Origin of the sequence: Paenibacillus sp. O199 (genome assembly GCF_001636635.1) — a bacterium.
Classification (GTDB): Bacteria; Bacillota; Bacilli; order Paenibacillales; family Paenibacillaceae; genus Paenibacillus; species Paenibacillus marchantiae.
Genome location: NZ_LGRP01000043.1, coordinates 1 through 21,072, shown reverse-complemented (window position 1 = coordinate 21,072; position 21,072 = coordinate 1). Strand labels below are relative to the sequence as shown.

The window sequence follows — 21,072 nt, the reverse complement described above, 5'->3', positions numbered from 1 at the left end:
CCTTAGCCCCGGAGTACAAGTTCCTGATAGATGGTGGCTGCAAAGGACACAATCTGCTGCACCAGACTGAAGAACAGCAGGCAGAGAAATGCCATGAAGGCCATGGCAACCAACGTCAGAAGCATGGTCAGCACCGTTTTGGCGGGTGAGTATTGATGCACCGTCATATTGCCGACAAATAACAGGTATACCGTCCAAGCCGTGGCAGCCATGTTAAAGAAATAAAAAAAGGCGGTTTCCTGCCCGGAAATGATCAGGCTGAGCCAAATCCAAGGAAACTGAATCAAAATCAGCGGAACCAGTGCAAAACACGTGGACATGAAAATTTCCGAGAATTTGCCCTCTCCGTCCATAAGCGTGGTGAGCGACCAGTTCGCTGTACACCAGAACAGCACCGGAACAATGACATAGACCATTTCCAGCAGGCTGTTCAATCGTTTCGGGTTATTGAAATTAACCAGGAAGCCGCTGTATTGGGCCTGAAGGATCGTTGTTATTGTCAACAAACCCAAAATGACCAATGCGATCATCAGCGTTGTTCTCTGATTTCGCTCGTATTTCAGCTCCCAATACCCGTCAAACGGATGAAATATGAGATGCAGCGGATATTGGATCAGCTGTCTACTTGATACCTGCATTCGTTGTCCCCCTTCTCTGTCTGCGAACGATGGTCACGGTTACCAGCACGGCAACAATCAGAAATAATCCCGACATGATCCATGAGAAATGCTCGCGGAGCAGCTCTTTGCGAAACAGGAGAAACGCTTTGGAATACCCTTCCCGCTCCATGCTTCGCTTAAAATATTGCGCAGATTCTGCATAATCCTTCTGACGCAGCAGCGCTTTTCCGATTCCTGCGTAGGCGTATTCAAGATTGGCATTCATATCTGCCGCTTTCGCAAAGCTTGCCGCAGATCCTTCCTCGTCTCCGTTGAAATAGCTTCGCACCGCTTCATGCAGTGTGCGTCCATATTCTGTCGTTTGAAATACGGTGATCTCGCCCAGTGCTTTGTCCAGCACAAGCATGCGGTCTCCTGCACGCTCCAGCGAAACAGGAGTGTTGAATTGTCCCAACCGGTTGCCGATGCCTCCGAACATGTGGAGCAAATATCCATCTCCGTTATAGGTAAACACTCGCCCCATCTTGGCATCAAGCACGGAATACATATCGCTGTCCCCCACGTCCACATCAACCAGCCGGGAAGGCCCTTTCTCATTGGTGTACAACAAATCCCCCTGCGGCGGATAGTAGCCTTCCCTTCTCAGGATGTCCGCGCCCTGCGCATTCAGTTTCTTAATCGGTAATCCCTTCTGGTCCCCGCTCGTTGCATAGATGAATCCTTCTTCGTCAATGTCCATATTGGTGAACTCGGTTGGTGTGAACATGACCATCTGGCTGCGCTGTTGACGGGTTGCGAATCGTTTCCAAAGATACTCCACCGGGTCGACCGATACCCTGTTGGCTCCGATAAACGAGGCAAAGGAACCGTCGGAATTAAACTCCATGAAGCCGTCAAAAACACCTTCAGCCATGACGTAAATCCGTTCGCCTTTATCCATAACAACCCGAAGCGGCTTGAATTGAAAGTCCGCTTTCAGCAGGTCGGATTGCGGCTGCTCCACAATTTTGATCAACTGCCCCTGCTCATCCAGATGAACCACCCGCTGATGATCCGAATCCGCAACGAGCAGCTGCCCATTGTCTGATACATACATTCCCTGCGGATTTTTGAAATAATCCTTCTGTCCGTCATGATCAAATGAATCGATAACTCGTCTCAGCTTCAATTCCCGATCCAGCTCGACGATTCGGCTGTTGCCCGAATCCAGCACGTAAACTCGCTCATCGGCTGTGACATGCATGTCGTTTGGTTCTTTGAATGTGCCAATCTTCAGCTCGGTGCCCGTCACTATTCGGGTCGCCTCATACGCGGCAGGAGAGCGAACCGCTTCTCCCCAGTAGGAGTAGTTGTACGCATCCGTCTGACCATCGGCAAAAGCCGTTGCCCCCGCATATCTCAAGCACAGGAGGCAGGCAAGGCCCATCGTGAGCCATCCGCATTTTTTCCACATGTTTTTCAATATGTTGCTGCCCCCCTTCTACTCTTTCATACCGGAAGTTGCCATCGTCTGCATGACACTGCTCTGGGAGATGATGAACAGGACGATCGGCACGATCATGAGCAGAAGCGCTACCGCAGCGCCGACGCCTGCACGGGCAATTCCTCCCTGGATAATTTGACTGAGCGCATAGTGCAGTGTTTTCAGATTTTCACTGTAAATGAAGCTTCCGCCATCGGTTCCCCACAGCGCCGGAAACTGCAAAATCATAAGCGTGAGCCAGGCTGGCTTCACATTAGGCATTACGATACTCCAGAATATCCGGTATTCGTTGGCCCCGTCGATTTTTGCGGCCTCCAGCAGCGCATCCGGTATTTGCTCCATGAACTGCTTCATCAGGAAGAGTCCCAGGGAAAAGGCGAGTGAAGGCACAATAATGGAGGCATGTGTGTTGATCCATCCTAGCCAGGACATCACCATGTAGTTCGGAATCGCCGTGACATGTGGTGAGAACATCAGGGACAGAATGACGATGGTAAACAGCACCTTTGAACCGGGAAACCGGTATTTGGCCAGCGGGTACGCGGCTGCGGAAGCCAGCAGAATATGGCCTGCCGTTCCGAGCAGCGTAATAATCAGCGTATTGGCAATGTATCTGGTTAAAGGAACCCAGGAGTTACCCATCAGATTGATCAGGTCTGCAAAATTTTCTGTCGTCGGATTGTTCACCCAAAAGCGCGGTGGAAAAATAAACAGCTCATCCAGCGGTTTGAAGGCATTGTTAACCGTGTAGATCAGCGGCAATACCATGAATGACCCAAACAGAGCCAGCAGTGCAAACAACATCAGGCTGACGGTAAATGACCGATTCAGTTTTCTGGACATGCCGAAGACGGCGCGTACCTTGCTGGTCATTGTCATTCACCTATCTTTCTCAGCATTTTTTGTGTCAGTATGTTCGTTCCGAGCATCATGGCGAACAAAACAGTCGCAATGGCGGACGCATAGCCCATCTCGAAACGGATGGTGCCGTAGTCCATCAGATGTGTTACGACGGTATGTGCCGCATAGTTGACGCTTGGAAAGCCAGCCAGCGCGATGGAGATTTCGGCGACAGCGAACGAGGCTGTAATTTGCATCACTGCGCCGAACATAAGCTGCGGTCTCATGGAAGGCAGTGTAATGTACCATAGCTCCTGCCAGCGGTTTTTGATGCCATCCACAGTGCCCGCTTCAACCAACGATTGGTCGATGGTCTGGAGGCCCGCAATAAAGGCGAGGAAGCTCGTGCCAAGGCTGAGCCACAGCTGTACGAGGATGACGATCGCCAGCACGTACTTCTCGTTTGCAAGCCACAGGATCGGCTCCAGAATAACGCCGAGGCGCATCAGAAAGCCGTTCATATATCCATAGCTGTCTCCCGAAAAAATGATCAGCCAGATGAAAAAAACGTTGCCTGAAATGGAAGGTGCATAGAACACAAGCGTCATGATGGCCCGAATTTTGGGCGACAGCTCGTTGATGATCCACGCAAACAAAAAGCAGGCAATATAGCTGACTGGACCCGTAATAACGGCAAATAGCAGCGTATTTTTAAGGGCGATTAAAAAAACATCGTCGTTCAGGAACAGCCGCGAGTAATTTTGCCAGCCGACAAATCGGGGCAGCTCCAGCATATTGAAATGAAAAAAACTGAGGCCCAGCGAGAGGCCGACCGGAATGACCGTAAACAAGAAAAAGATCAGCATAAACGGTGCCATCAGTACGTAATAGTGTCTGCTTAGGTACAAATCCCTTTTCAAAAGGGACCACCTGCTCGCTTGCCTGGCGTTGATGGCAGGCGCAGCGGGTGTCTTGGTGATTTCTGCCTGCAACCGTTACCCTCCCTTCCTTCTACTTCAGATTAAATTCCTTGCGCTTGAGCTCGATCTCATCGTCGATGTACAGAACATAATCGGACAAGGCTTCACGCGGATTCTCGTTTGCATTGACCACCTTACGGAACGCGTTGTCGAGATGTCGGCCCGTGAAATATCCACCGGGAACCTGGGGAATGCCCTCTACCCACTTCCACTGCTGCTCTAGGTTTTGATAATCCTTGACCGGCCAGGGCAACTGCTCTAATGCCTCGATGTTGGCGGTCGGATAACGCGCCGCTGCTCCCATCAGTCCCTCCATTTCCCTGCCATATTCAATCTGGGTCTGCTTGTCGGTCCACCATTTCATGAACGACCATGCAGCCTCCTTGTTCTTCGCGTTTTCCAGCATCATGACTGCACTCGTCGTGCTTGCCACCTCATGCCTTACGGAACCATCCTCCAGCTGCGTGCCCGGAACGATGGTGAAGTCCCACAGATTGCGGATTTCGGGCGCCATAACGGTCAACATGTTATAGGTTGTGTAATCCGCGATACCAAGCGGCATCTCCCCAGTACGGAAGCGGTTTGGAAAATCAGCTTTAAGCGGGAATTTGTAATTTGTATAAAATTGGGTCCACCTCTTGAACGCATCCATGGAAATTTCTGAATTCAGCGCGCTCTCCTTTTGATCTTCCGTATAGAACTCGCCATCGTTCTGGTATAGCAGCATGGCGAAGGTAGCGTTGGGTATCATGTTGGCATTGTTTGTTGTATCCTCGATTGGCAAATAGAACTCCATATTGTGCTTTTGCAGCACCGAGATGGCATTATAGACGTCCTGCCACGTTTTTGGCGGCTCCAAGCCAAGCTCGTTGAGGACATCCTTGCGATAGAACAGCATCGGAAAATGCTGCTGCTCTGGAAGAGCATATACCCCGTTGTTATAGCGGTAAGGCGTCAATCCGCTCTCGCGAAATCGGCTTGCAACCTGCTCAAAGTCCGGGAATCCGCTCAGGTCGGCTGCCGCATTACGCATCGCGTAATTGACCGGAATATCCTCGCCCATCTGCATCGCCACATCCGGGCCTTCCCCGGCCAGCGTTGCAGGCAGCAGGATGTTGGGCGGAACAAGGCGTAGCTGCACCGAAATATCGGTTTCCGGTGTAAAGGATTCATCAATCAGAGCTTTCAGCACCTGTGCCTGATCACGTCCGGTTGTAATCCATACGGTGATGGAATCCTTTTTCTGCTCCATGTTGCCGATGCTGTCATAATCCTCCGTATAGGAAGCGACGTAGGCACCCACTTCATGCTTCATCTGTTGCAGCACAGTTGCCTCAGCCTCGGGCAGCTTCTGATCCGGTGAGGATACCAAGAGGTAATCCAACGCAATGGGCTGTTCACGAACGGATAATATCCATGTCCCCAATCCGCCTACGTTGATCTTGAAGGTATCCAGACGTTTGGGCACCGTTTCCGGTCTTGCCGCCATATCCTCCAGCTGCACGACCATCGCATGCAATACGGCTACCTTGTCGCTCTGCTCACCTGTCGCCTTCTCCAAATAGTCGGCAACGGAACGGAGAATGTCGGCCTGCCGCTGGAATACCTCGGTCATCTCGGGAATGCGCTGTTCCAGCTGGTAATCCCTCAAAGGATCAGGATTGTTAGCGGTAATCATCAAAATTTTGCGGTACATCTCATTCAGATCCAGCACGCTGGATTCCACCGTGCGCAGCAGCGGAGCGATATCGCCCAGCGTAACCGTCATTCGCAAGCGATGTGTTCCTTTTGAGAGCTGGAACAGGTAAGGCTCGCTTTCACCAAGAACCCGTGTCTGCCATTCAGGGCTATAGTTAAAGCGAATGCGTTCCATTTCCTTGAATGGAACCTTCCCGTCAATCATCAGACTTCGTGTGGCATAGACGCCGCGAAGCTGATCCTGTTTCACCTTGAGTGCAATCTGGTACAGGCCATCCTCCGGCACGTCAACATCCCATTCGATCCATTCGCCGGGAAGCTTCCAGTTGATGCCTCCAATGGCGTTGATCCGAATTTTGGATACATCATAGGGCTCAAGTGAAGGACTCGACCGATCCGAAATGGGGGCAAGGGTTGGTGACGATTTACTCACCGCCTGTTCTCCCTGTACCTTGAGCATGACAGCTTCCGCTGGCTTCAATCCTGCCGATTCATAAGTGGCCTGCAGCTCTGCGTAAGATGGAATGTCCTCTTCCTTGTACAGCTCGATATAATCGATCGCCATGCTTTCACGCAGCGAGGTAAGCGAAAGCTTCTGGTTTCCCTTTTCAAAATAAAACTGGTACGGCTCCTCGAAGTAACCGGCGCTGTCCTTGAATGCAGCAAGCTGCCAAACGGGCTTCTCCACCTGCCGTGGTCTGAGATCATTGCCACGATCATCCCTTCGCACGCTGTCTTCGCGGTTCCCCCATACCCTGTCAAATAGCAGCACATCGGCTCCCCTGAACGGAACCTCTCCGTTCAGGGTCAGCTTCCGCTCAATGCCGGAGCTTTTGCCCGCGACGGGATAATAATGAACGCGGATCTGGTATAAACCGCTCGCCTGTACAGGGACCTCCCAGCTGATAGTGCCGACTTCCGGGGTGATGACCGCTTTCCCGTCCAGTCCGGCATATCCACTGACTACCTCGAACTCATCGTCCGCAGCCTGAATGAAAGATTCTCCTTCGATTCTTACGGTCTGCTCCGGCATGTCTGCGTTTGTATGCGTTGAGAGATAATGTTCATAGCTGCGTGGATCGTCTGTACCCGACACAGCTTCAAAATCCTCGCGCGCCTGAACGATGCCCAGACTGCGATCCCGCGCAGGGAAAATGCTCCATATGGAGAAGATCAACGCAATGGCGAGCAGCAGGATCAATCCTTTTTTCTTTCGTGACCGCATGTTCCAATATGTCCCCCTTCCTTCTGGCGTGGAGCATGGTTATGGTGTGGCACTCTCCGGGGAAAGTGCGTATAGGACTTTGTATCCGTTCCGGAGAGAACAGCATTATTTCTTTTGCTTGTATACCTCATCGATGGCTGCCTGGAACGGCGCCTTGTATTTTTCAATGACGGTTGAAACGGAAACATCATCGACCAGCTCGCCGTTGAAATCCCAGAAAGGCAATGACGGGAACGTATTGTGGTCAAGCACCAGCATGCCATCAGCAACCGTTCTGGCATTTTCGATGTCAGCTTCGTCCGCCAAGTGAGTCTCCAGGGTCGATTGTCCGGGGTAATCGTAGATTGAATCGATCTCATTGATTTTTTCCCAGATATACATCAATTGCTCGGGATGCTCGACTGCTTTTGGAATCGTCAGCGCCTGATATTGCGACTCGCCAGAGTGGTACGCGCTTGCACTTGGCCCTTTCGGGAAAGGCAGGAAGCCGATATCATAGTCCTGCATATCTGTTTTGATGCCTTCGATCTCGTACATGGCGCCCGAATACATTAGCGTATTGCCCTGACGGAAGAACGTGGCCGGTTCAGTCCAATCCCCGCCTTCCGAGGCTCTGCCGACTTGCTCGGTAGCCATTTTGGAAACGAAGCTCAGTGCTTCTTTTGTTTTTGGATCATCCAAATTTTGCTTGTCACCATTGGTAAGTGAGGCTTCGTTGGAATACAGCACCGGTTCAAGCAGTCCCCTTTGGGCCAATCCCCAGGTATCGAGCTTGCCGTCGTTATTGCGGTCCTTGTTTGCCTTTTTGGCTACTTCAATGAACGTATCCCAGTTCCACTGATCTTCGTCCACATATTCCTGCAACGGCTTCATACCTAGCTCCTGCATGAGCGTGCGATTATAAAAAATGCCACTTATAAATGAAGATTGATCCTCGGTAAATCCGTAGCCCCTACCTTCGTACTGCATGTATTCGTTGGTCGTTTTCTGGTTGAACACCTTTTCGTTCTTGGTATACTCATCCACGGGCCATAACAAGTCTTGCTTGGTCAGTGCCGGAATAGCGTAGCTTTTGCCCAGCCGGACAATGTCGCCCAGCGGTTCTCCCGCCATCAGGGAAGCCACGACCTTCTCCTGGTATTCGCCAAAATCAATCGAAATGTATTCGATGTCAAAGTTGTGCTTTTTCTTCAGTGCTTCCAAGTTCTCGATTCGCTGAATGTTATCCGGGTTGCTATCGGTCATTTTCATGTCCCACCAGGCAACCACCTTGATTTTTCTTCCCCCCATGTCAAAATCCATCTCCGGCGTTGATGTCTCATTCTTAGGTTCTGTTTCATTCGTAGTTTGCTCCGCCTGCGGCGCCTTCGTTTCCGGCTCTGTCTGTGCGCTGGAGCCAGTGCTGCACGCGGTAATCAACAGCATGATTACAAGGACCAGGCTCATCAGCATGTACGTTTTTTTTCTCATCGTTGTCCCCCCTGAATGTGTTTTACAGTTTTCTATCAAAGTGTAGCTCTTGAATGAAAGCGCAAACAACCCGTTAAAGTAAAGGGGCTTACCCTGTCAAACTATGGGTTTTGGCAATTTGAATCCAGGTTGAAGCATTTTCGGCTTGAATTGGTAAACAAATGGTCCCTCCGCAAAGAGATGCACATTGTATGCGCTTTCTTTTATTCCCATAATGAAATAAAGACATGAGTCATACTAAGGGCCGAGGGTTTTAGAGTGGTTCAGAGAGATTCAAATCAAGCGAAAGTGAGGTTTTGCTTCATGCATGACATCTTGCTTGTGGACTTCAGCGGCCACACGCACGGAGAATTGCAGAAGTTGCTGCGGCGCAGTAACTCCGATCACGTCATCGGAGACTGCGTAGTCTCTACGTGCGCCGCCTTGTCAGCTTTGGCCGATCGAGAATTTTCTGTCGTGCTCGTGAGCACCGGGGGATTTGCTGCTGCAGGTTTGTGGTTATGCCACTATATTCGAAAGAAAAGCCAGATTCCGATCCTTTTCATGGGGGGAGGGGATCATTTCAGGCTTGTACGCAAAGCGTTAGCATATCAGGTCAGCGATTATTTGCCAGGTCCGTTCCATGCCTCCGCCCTCCTGAACAGTCTGGATCGGCTCAAGTCCAGGCTTGATTCGGAGCCCGCGAAGAGACTTCCTTCTGCCTTCAGATCGCTGGTTCATTTGGAAGGCAAGCACGTGCATTCCAGCCAAGTGATCAAGATGGTAAAAGCTTATGTGCTCGATCACCTGAGCAGTGACATTACACTAAAGAGGATTTCCGACTTGCTTCATTTTAATTGTGCGTATCTTGGTCAAAAATTCAAAATGGAAGAGAACGTGTCCTTTAATCATTATTTAATGCAGCAGCGGATGGAAAAAGCCAAGCTGCTGTTGATATCCACCAATTTGCGGATTTACGAAATTGCCAGCGAGGTTGGATATACGGATACAGACTGGTTTTATAAAAAGTTCAGAGCATATACCGGGGAGACCCCCAATGTCTATCGAAAGCAAAAAACGTTCACCGCATAGTTGTGGAGCTGCCCCTTTGGGAATCATCAAACAAAAACAAAAGCAAGACCTCAGGTTCATCTCACCTGAGGTCTTGCTTCTGTTCATATCTACTTCTATTTTAACGGACCAAAAGGGATTCCCGGAATTCCTGGGGAGTCATGCCTGTCACCTTTTTGAAAAAACGAGTAAAGGAATGCGCTGCCTCATAACCAACCAGGAGTGCAACCTCCCGAACCATGAGATCGCTATTCCTGAGCAGTTCCTTTGCTCTTCTAACTCGCAGCTCGTCAATAAATTCGGAGAGGTTGATGCCCATCTCCTGTTTGAAGAAACGGGAGAGATAGGATGGATTGAAATGATGAAGCTCTGCCAGCCTCACTAGGGAAAGATCTTCTTCCAGGTGCTCCTTGACGTAAGTACACAGGGAATAAATGACCGCATTCGCTCGCTCCTGCTCATCCGAGCCCTTGAAGCGTACGAGCTTGTCGGTTGCCTGATACAGCACCTGCACCGCGTCCTTCATAGATGCGTACTCGCTCAGACGAAGCAATCTGCGCTGATCGGGAATATCCTGATACAGTCCCCATCGATTGATAGTCGAATACAGATACAGCGCCAGATTATAATAGGTTTCCATCGCCCTCTCCATCGTCACATCCTGTTGAAGCAGTTCATTGGCCAGCTCTTCAAACACTTCGTAAAATTGCTGAATTCGTCCCGTTTCCAAATACCCTGACATGACCTCAATTCGGCTGCTGACCCGTGTGAGCTCCCTTTGGCCCTGATTCGGCAAAGCATCATCATGATCGGTAAGCACCATGGAAATGCCATCACCAATCTTCATCCAATGCAGTTGCCTCAATCGCTCGTATTGCCGAGTAATGTCGTACCAGTTGCAGCTTTTCCCGCTTAACGCAAAAGCCACCGATATGCCAAGTGAAGCCATGCAGGCTTCCTGCACCAATTCGAGTATACCCTCCAGATATCGGATCAGTGAATGGCCTGGCTCTGCTTCCGGATGTTTTGGCTGAACCAGCCATACCACATCTCCATAATGGTCTGTTACGCTGGCGTGAAGGGTGTGCTCATCCATCAGGGAAGAACCGATCCTTCGCGCTGATGCCTGAATCTGTACGCGCTCCAGGTGCAGAGGTTTATCCTTATAATCAAATCGACCCATCACAATGTAAACAGGGGCCGAGAGATGAAGACTCATGTCTCGCCTTGCCCATTCATCCTGAATCTCACTGGAGCAACCTGCCACATATGGTGTGGAGTTCTGTAGCACGTTCCTCAAATACTCTTCCTGCTGAAGCACCTCCAGCTGACAGGTTGCCTCTTGGGACTGCTCCAGCAATTCGTGCATGCGGTGACTCTGCCGAATCTCTTGCATGACCTCCTCAACCACAGCCATGATCTTGTCATATCCTTCCGTTTTGAGTAAATAACGTACATTGGGCATTTGAAAAGCCTTGTAGGCATAATTAAAATCGCTGTAGCCGGTGAGAAAAATGACGCGGCAGTGCGACCAGTAAGCCTGGATCTGTTCTGTCAGTTCAAGACCGCTCATGCCAGGCATACGAATGTCTGTCAACACGATATCGATCCTTGTGCGTTCCATCCACGTTAATGCCTCCGTGGCTGAATAAGCCTTGCATACATCAAGCCGTTCCGGCATATGGCTTGCAAAGGTTTCGTAGAGGCTGTCCGTAATAATTTCCTCATCATCCACAATCAAAAGTCGATACATTCGCTTTCCCTTCCTTCCCTTCGGATTCGAATCGTGACCTTCAATCCCTGCAGCTCGCTTCTGGCCAAAAACAGGCCGCTTCCTTCCCCGAATGTCAGCACCAGGCGCCGATGAATATTCATGAGTCCGGTCATTTCATCCGAGTTGCCATCTTCAAGCAGACGCTCCTGAAGCGCATGAATGTGCAGGTCCGTCAACTCATGCCCGTTGTCCTCTACACTGATTTCAGCGATATTCCCCTTCATGCTGAACCGGACCCTAAGCATGCCCTGATCCGTCATTTTTTCAAGACTGTGCTCGTAAGCATTCTCAATGATTGGCTGTATGATTAACCGGGGAACACGAATCTGCTTCATATCCGGTGGCAGCTCCCCGAAGTCGGCCTGTATTCGTCTGGAAAAACGCAGCTTCTGAATTTCCGTATACACACTCGAATGGGCAGCTTCCTCCTCCAGTCTTACATGATCTGTCCCATTTCGGGTAATGAACCTGAAATATTCACCAAGCATGTTGGCAAATTGCTCAATCCGCGCTGTATCCCCCGTTCTTGCGAGCGAATTGATAATGAAAAAGCTGTTATACAAAAAATGAGGATTAATCTGCGACTGAAGCTGCTTCAATTCGGCGCGCTGCATCATCATCGTCTTTTTGAAATCCCGATCGATAAGTAGTTGAAGCTTCTCAAGCATCTGATTGAACCGGGAGTACAGAAAACCAAATTCATCCTTGCGCTTGTGCACGATGGGGATGTCCAGTACACCTGTCTCCATTTTTTTGAATCTTTTGACGAGCAGCAGCAGCGGAATGTGAATCAGCTTGTAGCTGGAATAGAGATAAGCCGATATCGCGACGAAGGATGTCATTGCAAACAGCCAAGCCCAATGATAGAACTTGCTTAGCGGCCTCTTCACACTTTCCTCTGGCAAATACGTTGCTACCGATAAGCCCAATGGGCCCATATGGCTCTGGCTGACATAATAGCGTGTACCCTCGACCTTCACCTGAAAGCCGCCATGATCACTATCGGTAATGTGATCACGGTAGTAAGGGAGGATAAAGTCACGCTTGGAAACGTCTGTGATAATATGGCCCGTCTTTTCCTCAATGAGGAAGGAGCCACTGTCCGGGTACAGATTAAGCTGGGTCAGTGCATTTTGAAATTGCTCCGTATCCAGCTCGACCTGGACAGCAAACAGCGGTTCTTCTCCCTTCTTGCCAGTCAGGCGCACGGCACTCAGATTCATGGTGTCCTCCTTCACCGTAAAGCGCGCGCCTTTCCCCTGCATGCCGGAGCTAAAGTATTCATAGGAGGCTTTGTCATAATCATCGATGCCATGGGTGGCGGAGATGCTCTTGCCAATCGTGCGGATATGCACATGAACGTTCTTGATGTAAGCACTGCTGTTCTTGAACGTAGCCAGCCGCTCGGACAAATAATTCAATGTATCGCGGCGCTCTACCTGATCCATCATTCCCCACAGAATGGCGAGCCTGTTCAGCTTCCTGTCCTCAACGATGTCGAACTGCTGCAGCTCCAGCCATTCAATTTCCCGATTCAATTCATCCAGATACCGGGTAAGCCGTCTTTCTGTTGACGAGGATATTTCCTGGCTGGCATTGTCATAGCTCCAATTGTACAGATACAGGCCCAGGAGAATCAGTGGAAGAACAAAAATCAGATAGGTGATAACCAACCGGGCGAAAATGCTGCTGCGCCAGGATTGGGCAGGAAACTTAATCAACTCACTCCCCTCCATTGCTACAGGCTGGATTGTCTTTTTGCACATTTTGCATATGAAGGCACCATTGAGGAGCGGTCAGCGTTCCAGTGCTGTTTTGGTTTTGAGCCACGCATTAACCTCCGTTGTGATCTTTTCTCCGCCTAACTTGAGCCAACTCTCCACAAACTGGTCGAACTCTTCAATCGGTCTGCCGAGAATAATGTTCATGTATGCCTCAAGCTGAAGATCGTTCAGGATCATCTGACGGTCGACCATCGTTTCTGTAATCCCCCCCGTGAATTGGTCATATAAAAGCTGTCCGTTCCGCTCGTAACCATCAGCTATGCTAAATGCGCCTGTCGGTCCGTAGGTTTGATTCCAGCCCCAGCCGCTTTCGACACCTTCCGTCTCATAGGCCTCAACTCTTTTCTGAATAGCGGATGCTTCATCCTGAAGAACAGCAAGATTACCGGAACGCTGCGCCTCCCGAATTTGCCGGTAAGCATCCAGATTTTTGGTTCCCGGAAAGGGGGTCACCGGCGATAGCATCCACACTGCCTTGGAATCGTCATTGTAGTACGTTTCATACTGCGCCTGCTCACCCCAGTTGGTCTGCAAATGAAGATTCATAAGCTTCATCACCACTTCAGGATGAGCATAGTCCTTCCTGACGGCGAAATATTGCCAGGTGTTGGTGCGAAGTGGTACTTTAATCTGATTGCCGGATTTAGCTACTATGGGGTAAGACTGCCAGTCCGCTGCTGCATCGTTCTCTCGGCTCGACTGAATCATGAAGGGTGTCCATTGTTCTCCGTACAGCATACCGATTTTTCCGTTTTTGATCAGTCGTACGGCCTGTGTTCCCTTCTTATAGCTGAATTCAGGGTCAAGCTGCCCCTCCAGGTACATCGTTTGCAGAACCTGCAGCGCCTCCCGGACTTCAGGCTGAATGCCGCCATAAACGGGCTTGCCATGTGCATCTTTAATCCATATATTCGGGTATGCACCATACCCTTCCATCAGACCAGCAACCCCCATGACCGGGTCCCACAGATGATTCGTTAGTGCAAGGCCGTAGGTATCCTGTTGGCCGTTGCCGTCAGGGTCTTCTTGTGTAAACGCTTTCGAAATCTCAAGTACGTCCTCCATCGTCTCAGGCGGCTGAAGTTCCAGACGTTCAAGCCAATCGGTTCTGATCCACAAGTACTGGGCTGTCTCGATGGAGGAGGCCGTTTCAGGTATCGCCATCAGCTTGCCATCGATGGTTGCCGCGTCAAAAGGCCCGCTTCCTTCCGCCTCCAATATGCTCTTCGCAAGCGGCGAAGCATACGTTGTGTACACCTCGGACAGATCCTGGATCAGCCCCGCATTGCTCAGCTGCCTTAATTGGTATGGATTTACCTTCACAACGTCCGGAATTCGACCTGCAGCGAGGGAAACACCCAGCTTCTGACCGTACATATCTCCTTTGGCGATCCAGTCATAGCGAAGCTTAATCCCAAGCTCTTGCTCATATAACCGGGTCCAGCGATTGTCCAGCAGTGTCTCTCCCGGCATCTGGCTGATCATGCGCTCCAGATCATCCCCGGCCTCTCTGACAAAAGATACTTCTACAGGAGAACTGTATTTTCCGAAAATGGAATGATCCTCGGATGGCTGCCCATCCACCACGGGCATGCTTTGTCCTGAATATCCGCTCGTATGGTCTGTTGGTATACATGCACTGAGCAACAGAATGACAACCCACTTTATTTTGGTTAAAGCAGAAATACGCACATCATGCACCCCCATTCGTCTGTAATGGACAACGTTTTTTGGCAACATCAGGAATTTTAACCTTTCTGATATTATAAAAAAAGCCGCCGGCTCGGCGACTTCTATGCAAGTTTGTTCTCGTCCTCCGACACGATCACATCATATTTAAAATTCGAAAAATCAGCGCTGCCCCCGGTCACTCTCGTCGAATATAAAAACAACCCGATCCGGCAGCCCATAAAATGATCCAGCTTATAAATCATTTTGTGGGAAATGCCAAGCGGCTTCCACTCTGTCCCCTCCAGATAGGAGAACGTACAGTCGTCCTGATTATTCACGAAGTTGCCAAAAGCCTTGAGCGTAACTACGGATCCTGAAACAGGTATCCTGGCATACTCGGTGGCAGGCTCCGTATCAACCAGATTGCCAAATATCGATGAGTCCTCGCTGTTTCTTGCCAGCATGACCAGGTAAAATTGCCCTTCAGTCTTCGTCAGCGCAATTAAACCGTATGTACCGATCAGGAAACACAAGCCTGCATAATCACCATCCTCCAGCCTGCTGCCATCCAGCGTAACGATTGCTTCACAGGCAGGGCCCATTGCACGCTGCGTCAGCGTATTAACCGCAAAGGTCAGATTGGGGCAGATGTGTGCGGTTTGAATCCGATACACCCCAGGCGGGTCGGTCACCGACCAGAGCGCATCATTCGGAGTGTGATTCCATTGCCAGACATCCTTGAGCCGTACCTTTCCTTCTGCATTCGCTTCATAGTGAAAGTCATCGCTGCCAATCAGAGGTTTGTAGACGTGATCCGGTCTCGTACTCGGCACAACGATCTCTTTTGGCGCTTCCGTGGGGAACACCGGGATATCGTTCTCAAAGTGAAGCGGAACCAGCACAGGGATGCGGCCAACCGCCCCGTGATCCTGAAACAGCATAGCGTACCAGTCGCCATCCGGTGTATCCACGATTCCGCCCTGGGCTACACCTGAATTAAAATAGCCCATATCGTCGTTAAACACTTCTCCGCCAACAAATTCGTCTTCCAGGGAATCCGCCATGTAACACGCCTGTGTTCTTCGGCCGGTAGCTTGTGAAATATGAATCAGAAACACATAGTATTTGCCATTAATTTTGTAAAAATGGGCCCCCTCGTAACCGAGGAAATAAGGCTCTTTTTCTTTTACGATCATGCGCAGCACTCCACCGGGCTTGGGGCCGGACAGATCAGAGCTTAACTCGGTCAAATGAATTTCGGCATTACCATGGACCAGGTAAATTCGGTCATCTTCGTCGAAAAACAGGGAGCAATCATGATAAAAGCCTTCCACATACTGCTTGGTCCAGGGACCCGAGATCGTATCGGCCGTGTACAAATATGTCTTATGGGTATCGTTTGCCACAAAAATGACATAAAACTTATGCTTGTGATATCGAATCGACGCTGCCCACATGCCTTTGCTGTAAATCTGCCTGCCTTGCTCCAGCCGCTGCGCGGGTGTATCGTCAAGTCTATCGTACACATGTGTAGCCACTTCCCAATGGATCAGGTCATAGGAACGCAGGATGACGCAGCCTGGCATCATATGCATGGTTGTGCTGACCATATAATACGTGTCTTCAACCCGAATCACATCTAGATCGGGATAATCGGCCCAAATAATTGGATTTGCATGCATGTTGGCCATTCTTCCTTTCTAGCTTTATTGGCCACACAATCTCAACAGATAAATTAGGCCCAAGTCTAGTTCCTTGCTTATTCAAAACTCCATTCCCTAATACTGATGCCTTGCTTGCCCACTGCTCCCCCAACCACCATATAGATGTCATGAACTCCCTGTGCATCTGTAATCCCGGTTGAATGCTCTTTCCATCGAGGTGATATGCCCGATTTAGGTGATCCACCCGATGCCGGAATCACAAGCTGCCCAATCAGCAGTCCGTCCGGGCGATCCAGATGAAGCTCCAGTACCGCCTCCGCGCCTTCATTGGAGATTGCAGCTGTAAAGCATGCCGCCCCTTCATTGCCAAAATCAACCTTCGATAACGCAATCCAGCTGCCTCTTTCCATCTCGGTAACAACAACCTCAGAATCGGCACCAGCCGTAGGCTTTGATGTACTTAATCGCTCCGTCTTCACCCCTGCGCTCCATCCCATTGTGGCAGCAGCTACCCTCTGATAAGGATTGAACAGCTTGATCTGTTCAACACCTTCATAATCTGCGGCCACCTCGTTCATACGACCATCTGCTTCGTTGAAGCTAATCTGGTTCAGATGTGTCGAACGATAACCATCAGGAACCTCCATCGCCTGTGATAACGTCTGGGCGTGATAAGCAATATACCAGTGATCCGCAAATTGAAATATGGCATGATGGTTGTTGCCGCCAACGCCAAAAAAGTGACCCGGATTTCGCAGGACCGTTCCTCTGTACGTCCATGGACCCATGGGCTGGCTGCTCGTCATGTAAGCAATCTCGCCGGGTGGCGGACTGCCCTCTGGACGAATACCCTCGTCAAAGTTAGAGCAGTAGGTAAAATAATAGATATTGTTAAATTTATGAATCCCCGCATCCTCAAACATGTACGGAGCAGGGATAACCCTCGCCCGGCCCACCACACTGGTCATATCTTCACCCAATGGCATAACTCTTGCGGTATCCGGCCTATCTGCTCTCCCTTCCGGTATGCCACCCCCAAAATAGATATAAGCTCTGTGATCATCATCTACCAGCACGGCCGGATCGAACAGCCACGTCACATCCTCAACACCCGGAGTCTCTCTGGTAATGAGCGCTTTTCCAATAGGATCTGTCCAGGGCCCGACCGGACTCGGGGCTGACAATACGCCGATGCTGCTGGCATTGTTGGAAAAATAAAGGAAGAATCGATCCTGCCCGTCAATGATCTGATGGGCAGCGGCTGGTGCCCAGGATTGATTGGCCCATGTGGCTGCGCCTTGGGGCCCTGCCACATGAATCTCCCCATGATCTGTCCAGTTAACCAAGTCGTCTGAAGAGATGACTGTTATGCGGTTGATCGAGTGGAAACTGTTTTTCTGCGGATTGCCCTCAGAATCATACTCCAGCTTATCACTCGTCATGTACAGATAGACACGCCCCTCGAACACCAGAGCATACGGATCGGCTCCAAATTTATGAGCAACCAAAGGGTTTTTATTTGGTGGAAGTTTCCCTATGGCCTTACTGATCTTCACAGCAGCTATAGATGGATGATTCTGTTCCGTTTGTTCCCTCGCATTTGAAGCAGAATTGTAGTTCATCAGTCGTTCCTCCATTTGAGTTTGATATACATCTCATCGCCGCTCTGTGATTTGCCAGATCCAGGCCTAAAATGCAGGGAAACGCTTGCAATAGCAGATGCAGCATGTTAGGTTGATTACAGTTTAAGGTAAAGCTGATTACATTTTCATTGCGTATTCCGCTCTATTTATTGCGCGAAAGGACAAGGAGGTGCTATATGAACGGATCCACTGAATATTTTTACGATCCCATCCAGTCCGAGCTTTTATATCTTCATCGCGTAACTACGTATCCATTGGAAACAATTTATCATCGACATGATGCATACGAGATCTACCTTTTTATTCGCGGCAATGTCAACTTTTATGTGGAGAACCGATGTTATCATCTGGAGCCGGGAGATTTGCTTATTATGTCTCCGGAGGAAATGCATCGCGCCTTTATTTTGGATGGAACCGAATATGAACGAATTACTATCAATCTAAAAAAAACATATCTTTGTCAGTTGTCGACTCTATCAACCAATCTATCCGCATGTTTTGATCATCGTCCAAAGGGACAACAGAACATCGTTCACTTAGATGATTACCATATGAAACAGATTTTGCATTTAACTAGCGAACTGGAGGAATTGCTTGATTCAAATGTATATGGAACGGATGTTAAAACCAATGCAGTCATTGCACAGTTGTTGGTTCTCATAAACAATTCGTTCCTCAATAAGTCCTCTATACCAATCGATATCATGCCAGAGATGGTACGTAAAACAATGGATTATATTGAAGCGCACATTTCCCAGGAGATTACGCTTCGCAAGCTTGCCGAGGCATTTTATATGAACAGCACGTATATCAGCCGCCAGTTTAAAAAGCATACCGGACTAACGATCCGCTCTTACATCATGAACCGTCGTATTGAATTGGCGAGATATTACCTATCCGGCGGGATGAGCATTACGGATGCCTGCTTCCAATCGGGGTTTCGCGATTATGCCAATTTTATTCGAACCTTCACCAAAATCACCGGAGTCTCTCCGGGCAAATATAGCAGACAAGCACAAAATATTCCTGATCCATCCTTTGCACACTATGCAGCATTAAACCCGGCAAAGGACGGTCAAAAATAAACCCCTGCAATGAAGAGTATTCATCAACAACATTGAGCAATCCTACCCATTAGATTAACGAATTAAGAGGCGAAAATCGTTTAGATACATGCCTAATCGGTAATCGGACTATGTTCTTGTCCATTCCGGCAATCGGTACAAGTTCTTGTCCTTGGCTCGGGACACGAACTTGTACCAACCTTCATATCGTGCATTCCCCTATAAAATGCAGCATACATTCCTGCAGGACCGGACCGCCGCCCACAATCGTTAGAATTTATAATTCAGTCATCGTCGTCCTGTCCTTCTCCTGTTTAGTCTTGTTTGTATTGGTTACGTTCAAGAGGCTTGTGTCGCATACAATCGTGCATAAATACCTCCGCTATGCAGCAGTTCCTCATGCGTACCCATCTCGGCAATCTCTGTACCCTCCAGCACAACGATCTGGTCGGCATGACGGACCGTCGATAGCCGATGGGCAATCACCAGTGTTGTGCGATCCTTCGATATTTCATCCAGTGCCTGTTGGATCTCTTGCTCGGTCTTGGTATCAAGCGCCGATGTCGCTTCATCCAGAATGAGGATCGGTGCATTGCGCAGAATCGCCCGTGCTATCGAAAGGCGCTGTTTCTGCCCTCCAGACAAACGCACACCGCGTTCACCAATTACCGTATCGTAGCCTTGCTCCATCTGAGATATAAATCCATGTGCTTTAGCTGCTTTAGCTGCGGCAATCACATCTTTCCGGGTCGCGTCCTTCCATCCATAAGCAATATTGTCATACACCGAGCCATCAAACAGGAACGTATCCTGCAACACCATTGAAATATTGTTACGCAGGCTGGAAAGCGTCACATCACGAATATCGATGCCATCCACTCGAATCGATCCCGCCTGCGGGTCGTAGAATCGGTTAACGAGACTGGCCAATGTCGACTTACCCACTCCTGTGGTGCCTACAAGAGCTACTGTTTTTCCATGATCAATGGTCAGGTTCAGCCCCTCTAGTACAGGCGAACCATCTTGATAAAGAAATGTGACATCTTGAAAGGAGATCTGTCCTTGTACACGCGGCAAATGGACTGCGTTTCGCTTCTCCTTTATGTCTTCCTCTTCTTCCAGCACATCATATACCCGTTTAAGGCCAGCAGAGGCTCGCCCTGCCATTTCCACCAAGCCGGAAAAAGACTTTATCGGTTGATAAAACATACCTAGGTAGGCGATGAATCCGATGATATCAGCAATGCTTACCTCGCCTGTTGCCATCAATCTGCCGCCCAGTATCACGACAAATACAGTCCCCAGTGTGGTCACAAATGCCAACAACGGCAAAGAGGTTTCATAGAACAAACTGGCGCGTAAATAGGTCTTCGAATATTTCATAGCCAGACGAGAAACGTTGATCCGCTCCTCCTCCTGTCGATTGAAAATTTGGATTTCTTTCATGCCCGACAAATTTTCCTGCACCTTTCCAGCGATATCTCCCCGAGCTTGGGAACTCTCTCCCCACAGCGGCGACAAGTGCTTGCTTTGCCATACCGTGATTACAAGCAGCAACGGAATCGTGATCAGACTGATCAGTGCCAGCTTCACATTGATCGTCAAGAGCAGGATGCCTACTCCGATAAAGGTTAGTCCGTTAACGATAAACTCAGGTATAGCATGGGCAATGAAAATTTCCGCTTCCATCGCATCATTCACAACGCGCCCGGTCAAGTCACCCGTCCGGCTTCGATGGAAATAGCGCAAACTCATCTGCTGATATTTGCTATACAATCTTGTTCGTAAATCCGCCACGTAATGAAGTGCGGCATAATGGTTCATATAGCCTGCCAGTGATGTTCCGATGGCTTGCAAACAGGTAGCTCCAAGTAGCAATAAACCAATCTTCAATGCTTCTGCGGCATACTGACTGCTACCTTCGGTCGCCAATTGTGTCAACGAACGGAGCGCCCAGGGCAAATAAAACCCGGCAATTGTTGCCAGCACGATACCGACTAATCCAATGCCTAACTGCAACCAGTATTTTCGTGCGCCCAGCAAGACACGCCATGCGATTTTCATGTGGCAATCTTCTCCTCCTGCTCCTTATCATTTAAGAATCCT

The 21,072-nt window shown here is 49.5% G+C and carries 14 protein-coding genes; 2 read left to right on the top strand and 12 right to left on the bottom strand.

Annotated features, from left to right (window positions below; translation table 11 throughout):
• Positions 1-2: 2 nt before the first annotated feature.
• The 6 genes from A6049_RS29340 to A6049_RS29315 all read right to left on the bottom strand — a co-directional run bounded on the left by A6049_RS29340 (position 3) and on the right by A6049_RS29315 (position 8,316).
• On the bottom strand, positions 3-638 hold the full coding sequence (locus tag A6049_RS29340) for a Yip1 family protein (RefSeq protein ID WP_063567967.1): 636 nt from the start codon (positions 636-638) through the stop codon (positions 3-5).
• Complete coding sequence (locus A6049_RS29335) at positions 622-2,073, bottom strand: SMP-30/gluconolactonase/LRE family protein (protein WP_063567977.1); 1,452 nt, start codon at positions 2,071-2,073, stop codon at positions 622-624. The genes A6049_RS29340 and A6049_RS29335 overlap by 17 nt, the downstream gene beginning before the upstream one ends.
• Before the next feature lie 27 nt (positions 2,074-2,100).
• The gene (locus tag A6049_RS29330; protein ID WP_063567966.1) at positions 2,101-2,976 is read right to left on the bottom strand and encodes a carbohydrate ABC transporter permease; all 876 of its coding nucleotides are present in this window, start codon (positions 2,974-2,976) and stop codon (positions 2,101-2,103) included.
• A gap of 2 nt (positions 2,977-2,978) precedes the next feature.
• Positions 2,979-3,935, bottom strand: coding sequence for a carbohydrate ABC transporter permease (locus A6049_RS29325; protein ID WP_063567965.1), 957 nt, complete (start codon positions 3,933-3,935; stop codon positions 2,979-2,981).
• A 19-nt stretch (positions 3,936-3,954) separates the two neighbouring features.
• Positions 3,955-6,846, bottom strand: a complete 2,892-nt coding sequence (locus A6049_RS29320; protein ID WP_063567964.1) for an extracellular solute-binding protein — start codon at positions 6,844-6,846, stop codon at positions 3,955-3,957.
• Positions 6,847-6,951: 105 nt separating this feature from the next.
• Entirely contained in the window at positions 6,952-8,316 is a 1,365-nt protein-coding gene (locus A6049_RS29315; protein ID WP_063567963.1) for an extracellular solute-binding protein, read from the bottom strand.
• Between the two features lie 303 nt (positions 8,317-8,619).
• Here A6049_RS29315 and A6049_RS29310 point away from each other — a divergent pair, with 303 nt between their 5' ends.
• Positions 8,620-9,387, top strand: coding sequence for a helix-turn-helix domain-containing protein (locus tag A6049_RS29310; RefSeq protein ID WP_063567962.1), 768 nt, complete (start codon positions 8,620-8,622; stop codon positions 9,385-9,387).
• Positions 9,388-9,487: 100 nt separating this feature from the next.
• On the opposite strand, the gene A6049_RS29305 is transcribed toward A6049_RS29310, so the two are convergent.
• The 5 genes from A6049_RS29305 to A6049_RS29285 form a co-directional block, all read right to left on the bottom strand.
• Positions 9,488-11,119 (bottom strand): response regulator, encoded by a 1,632-nt coding sequence (locus A6049_RS29305; RefSeq protein ID WP_063567961.1) that lies wholly within the window; start codon positions 11,117-11,119, stop codon positions 9,488-9,490.
• Positions 11,104-12,861, bottom strand: coding sequence for a sensor histidine kinase (locus A6049_RS29300; protein ID WP_145921967.1), 1,758 nt, complete (start codon positions 12,859-12,861; stop codon positions 11,104-11,106). Before A6049_RS29300 ends, A6049_RS29305 begins: the two co-directional genes overlap by 16 nt.
• A 75-nt stretch (positions 12,862-12,936) precedes the next feature.
• Complete coding sequence (locus A6049_RS29295) at positions 12,937-14,517, bottom strand: extracellular solute-binding protein (protein ID WP_063567976.1); 1,581 nt, start codon at positions 14,515-14,517, stop codon at positions 12,937-12,939.
• A gap of 200 nt (positions 14,518-14,717) precedes the next feature.
• Positions 14,718-16,277: a glycoside hydrolase family 43 protein gene (locus tag A6049_RS29290; RefSeq protein WP_063567960.1), complete on the bottom strand. Its 1,560-nt coding sequence runs from the start codon at positions 16,275-16,277 to the stop codon at positions 14,718-14,720.
• A gap of 77 nt (positions 16,278-16,354) precedes the next feature.
• A complete protein-coding gene (locus tag A6049_RS29285) occupies positions 16,355-17,881 on the bottom strand; it encodes a glycoside hydrolase family 43 protein (protein WP_063567959.1) in 1,527 nt (508 codons plus the stop codon).
• A gap of 197 nt (positions 17,882-18,078) precedes the next feature.
• Between A6049_RS29285 and A6049_RS29280 the strand changes: the two genes are divergently transcribed.
• Complete coding sequence (locus A6049_RS29280) at positions 18,079-18,987, top strand: AraC family transcriptional regulator (RefSeq protein WP_063567958.1); 909 nt, start codon at positions 18,079-18,081, stop codon at positions 18,985-18,987.
• Positions 18,988-19,305: 318 nt separating this feature from the next.
• Here A6049_RS29280 and A6049_RS29275 read toward each other — a convergent pair whose 3' ends face one another.
• Positions 19,306-21,030, bottom strand: coding sequence for an ABC transporter ATP-binding protein (locus tag A6049_RS29275; RefSeq protein WP_063567957.1), 1,725 nt, complete (start codon positions 21,028-21,030; stop codon positions 19,306-19,308).
• Positions 21,031-21,072: the final 42 nt, after the last annotated feature.

Bases quoted from the DNA above. Each gene is read 5' to 3' on its own strand.
- A6049_RS29305 (WP_063567961.1), bottom strand. From the start codon at position 11,119: ATGTATCGACTTTTGATTGTGGATGATGAGGAAATTATTACGGACAGC.
- A6049_RS29335 (WP_063567977.1), bottom strand. From the start codon at position 2,073: ATGTGGAAAAAATGCGGATGGCTCACGATGGGCCTTGCCTGCCTCCTG.
- A6049_RS29315 (WP_063567963.1), bottom strand. From the start codon at position 8,316: ATGAGAAAAAAAACGTACATGCTGATGAGCCTGGTCCTTGTAATCATG.
- A6049_RS29295 (WP_063567976.1), bottom strand. From the start codon at position 14,517: ATGCCCGTGGTGGATGGGCAGCCATCCGAGGATCATTCCATTTTCGGA.
- A6049_RS29310 (WP_063567962.1), top strand. From the start codon at position 8,620: ATGCATGACATCTTGCTTGTGGACTTCAGCGGCCACACGCACGGAGAA.
- A6049_RS29285 (WP_063567959.1), bottom strand. From the start codon at position 17,881: ATGAACTACAATTCTGCTTCAAATGCGAGGGAACAAACGGAACAGAAT.
- A6049_RS29320 (WP_063567964.1), bottom strand. From the start codon at position 6,846: ATGCGGTCACGAAAGAAAAAAGGATTGATCCTGCTGCTCGCCATTGCG.
- A6049_RS29340 (WP_063567967.1), bottom strand. From the start codon at position 638: ATGCAGGTATCAAGTAGACAGCTGATCCAATATCCGCTGCATCTCATA.
- A6049_RS29280 (WP_063567958.1), top strand. From the start codon at position 18,079: ATGAACGGATCCACTGAATATTTTTACGATCCCATCCAGTCCGAGCTT.
- A6049_RS29330 (WP_063567966.1), bottom strand. From the start codon at position 2,976: ATGACCAGCAAGGTACGCGCCGTCTTCGGCATGTCCAGAAAACTGAAT.
- A6049_RS29290 (WP_063567960.1), bottom strand. From the start codon at position 16,277: ATGCATGCAAATCCAATTATTTGGGCCGATTATCCCGATCTAGATGTG.
- A6049_RS29275 (WP_063567957.1), bottom strand. From the start codon at position 21,030: ATGAAAATCGCATGGCGTGTCTTGCTGGGCGCACGAAAATACTGGTTG.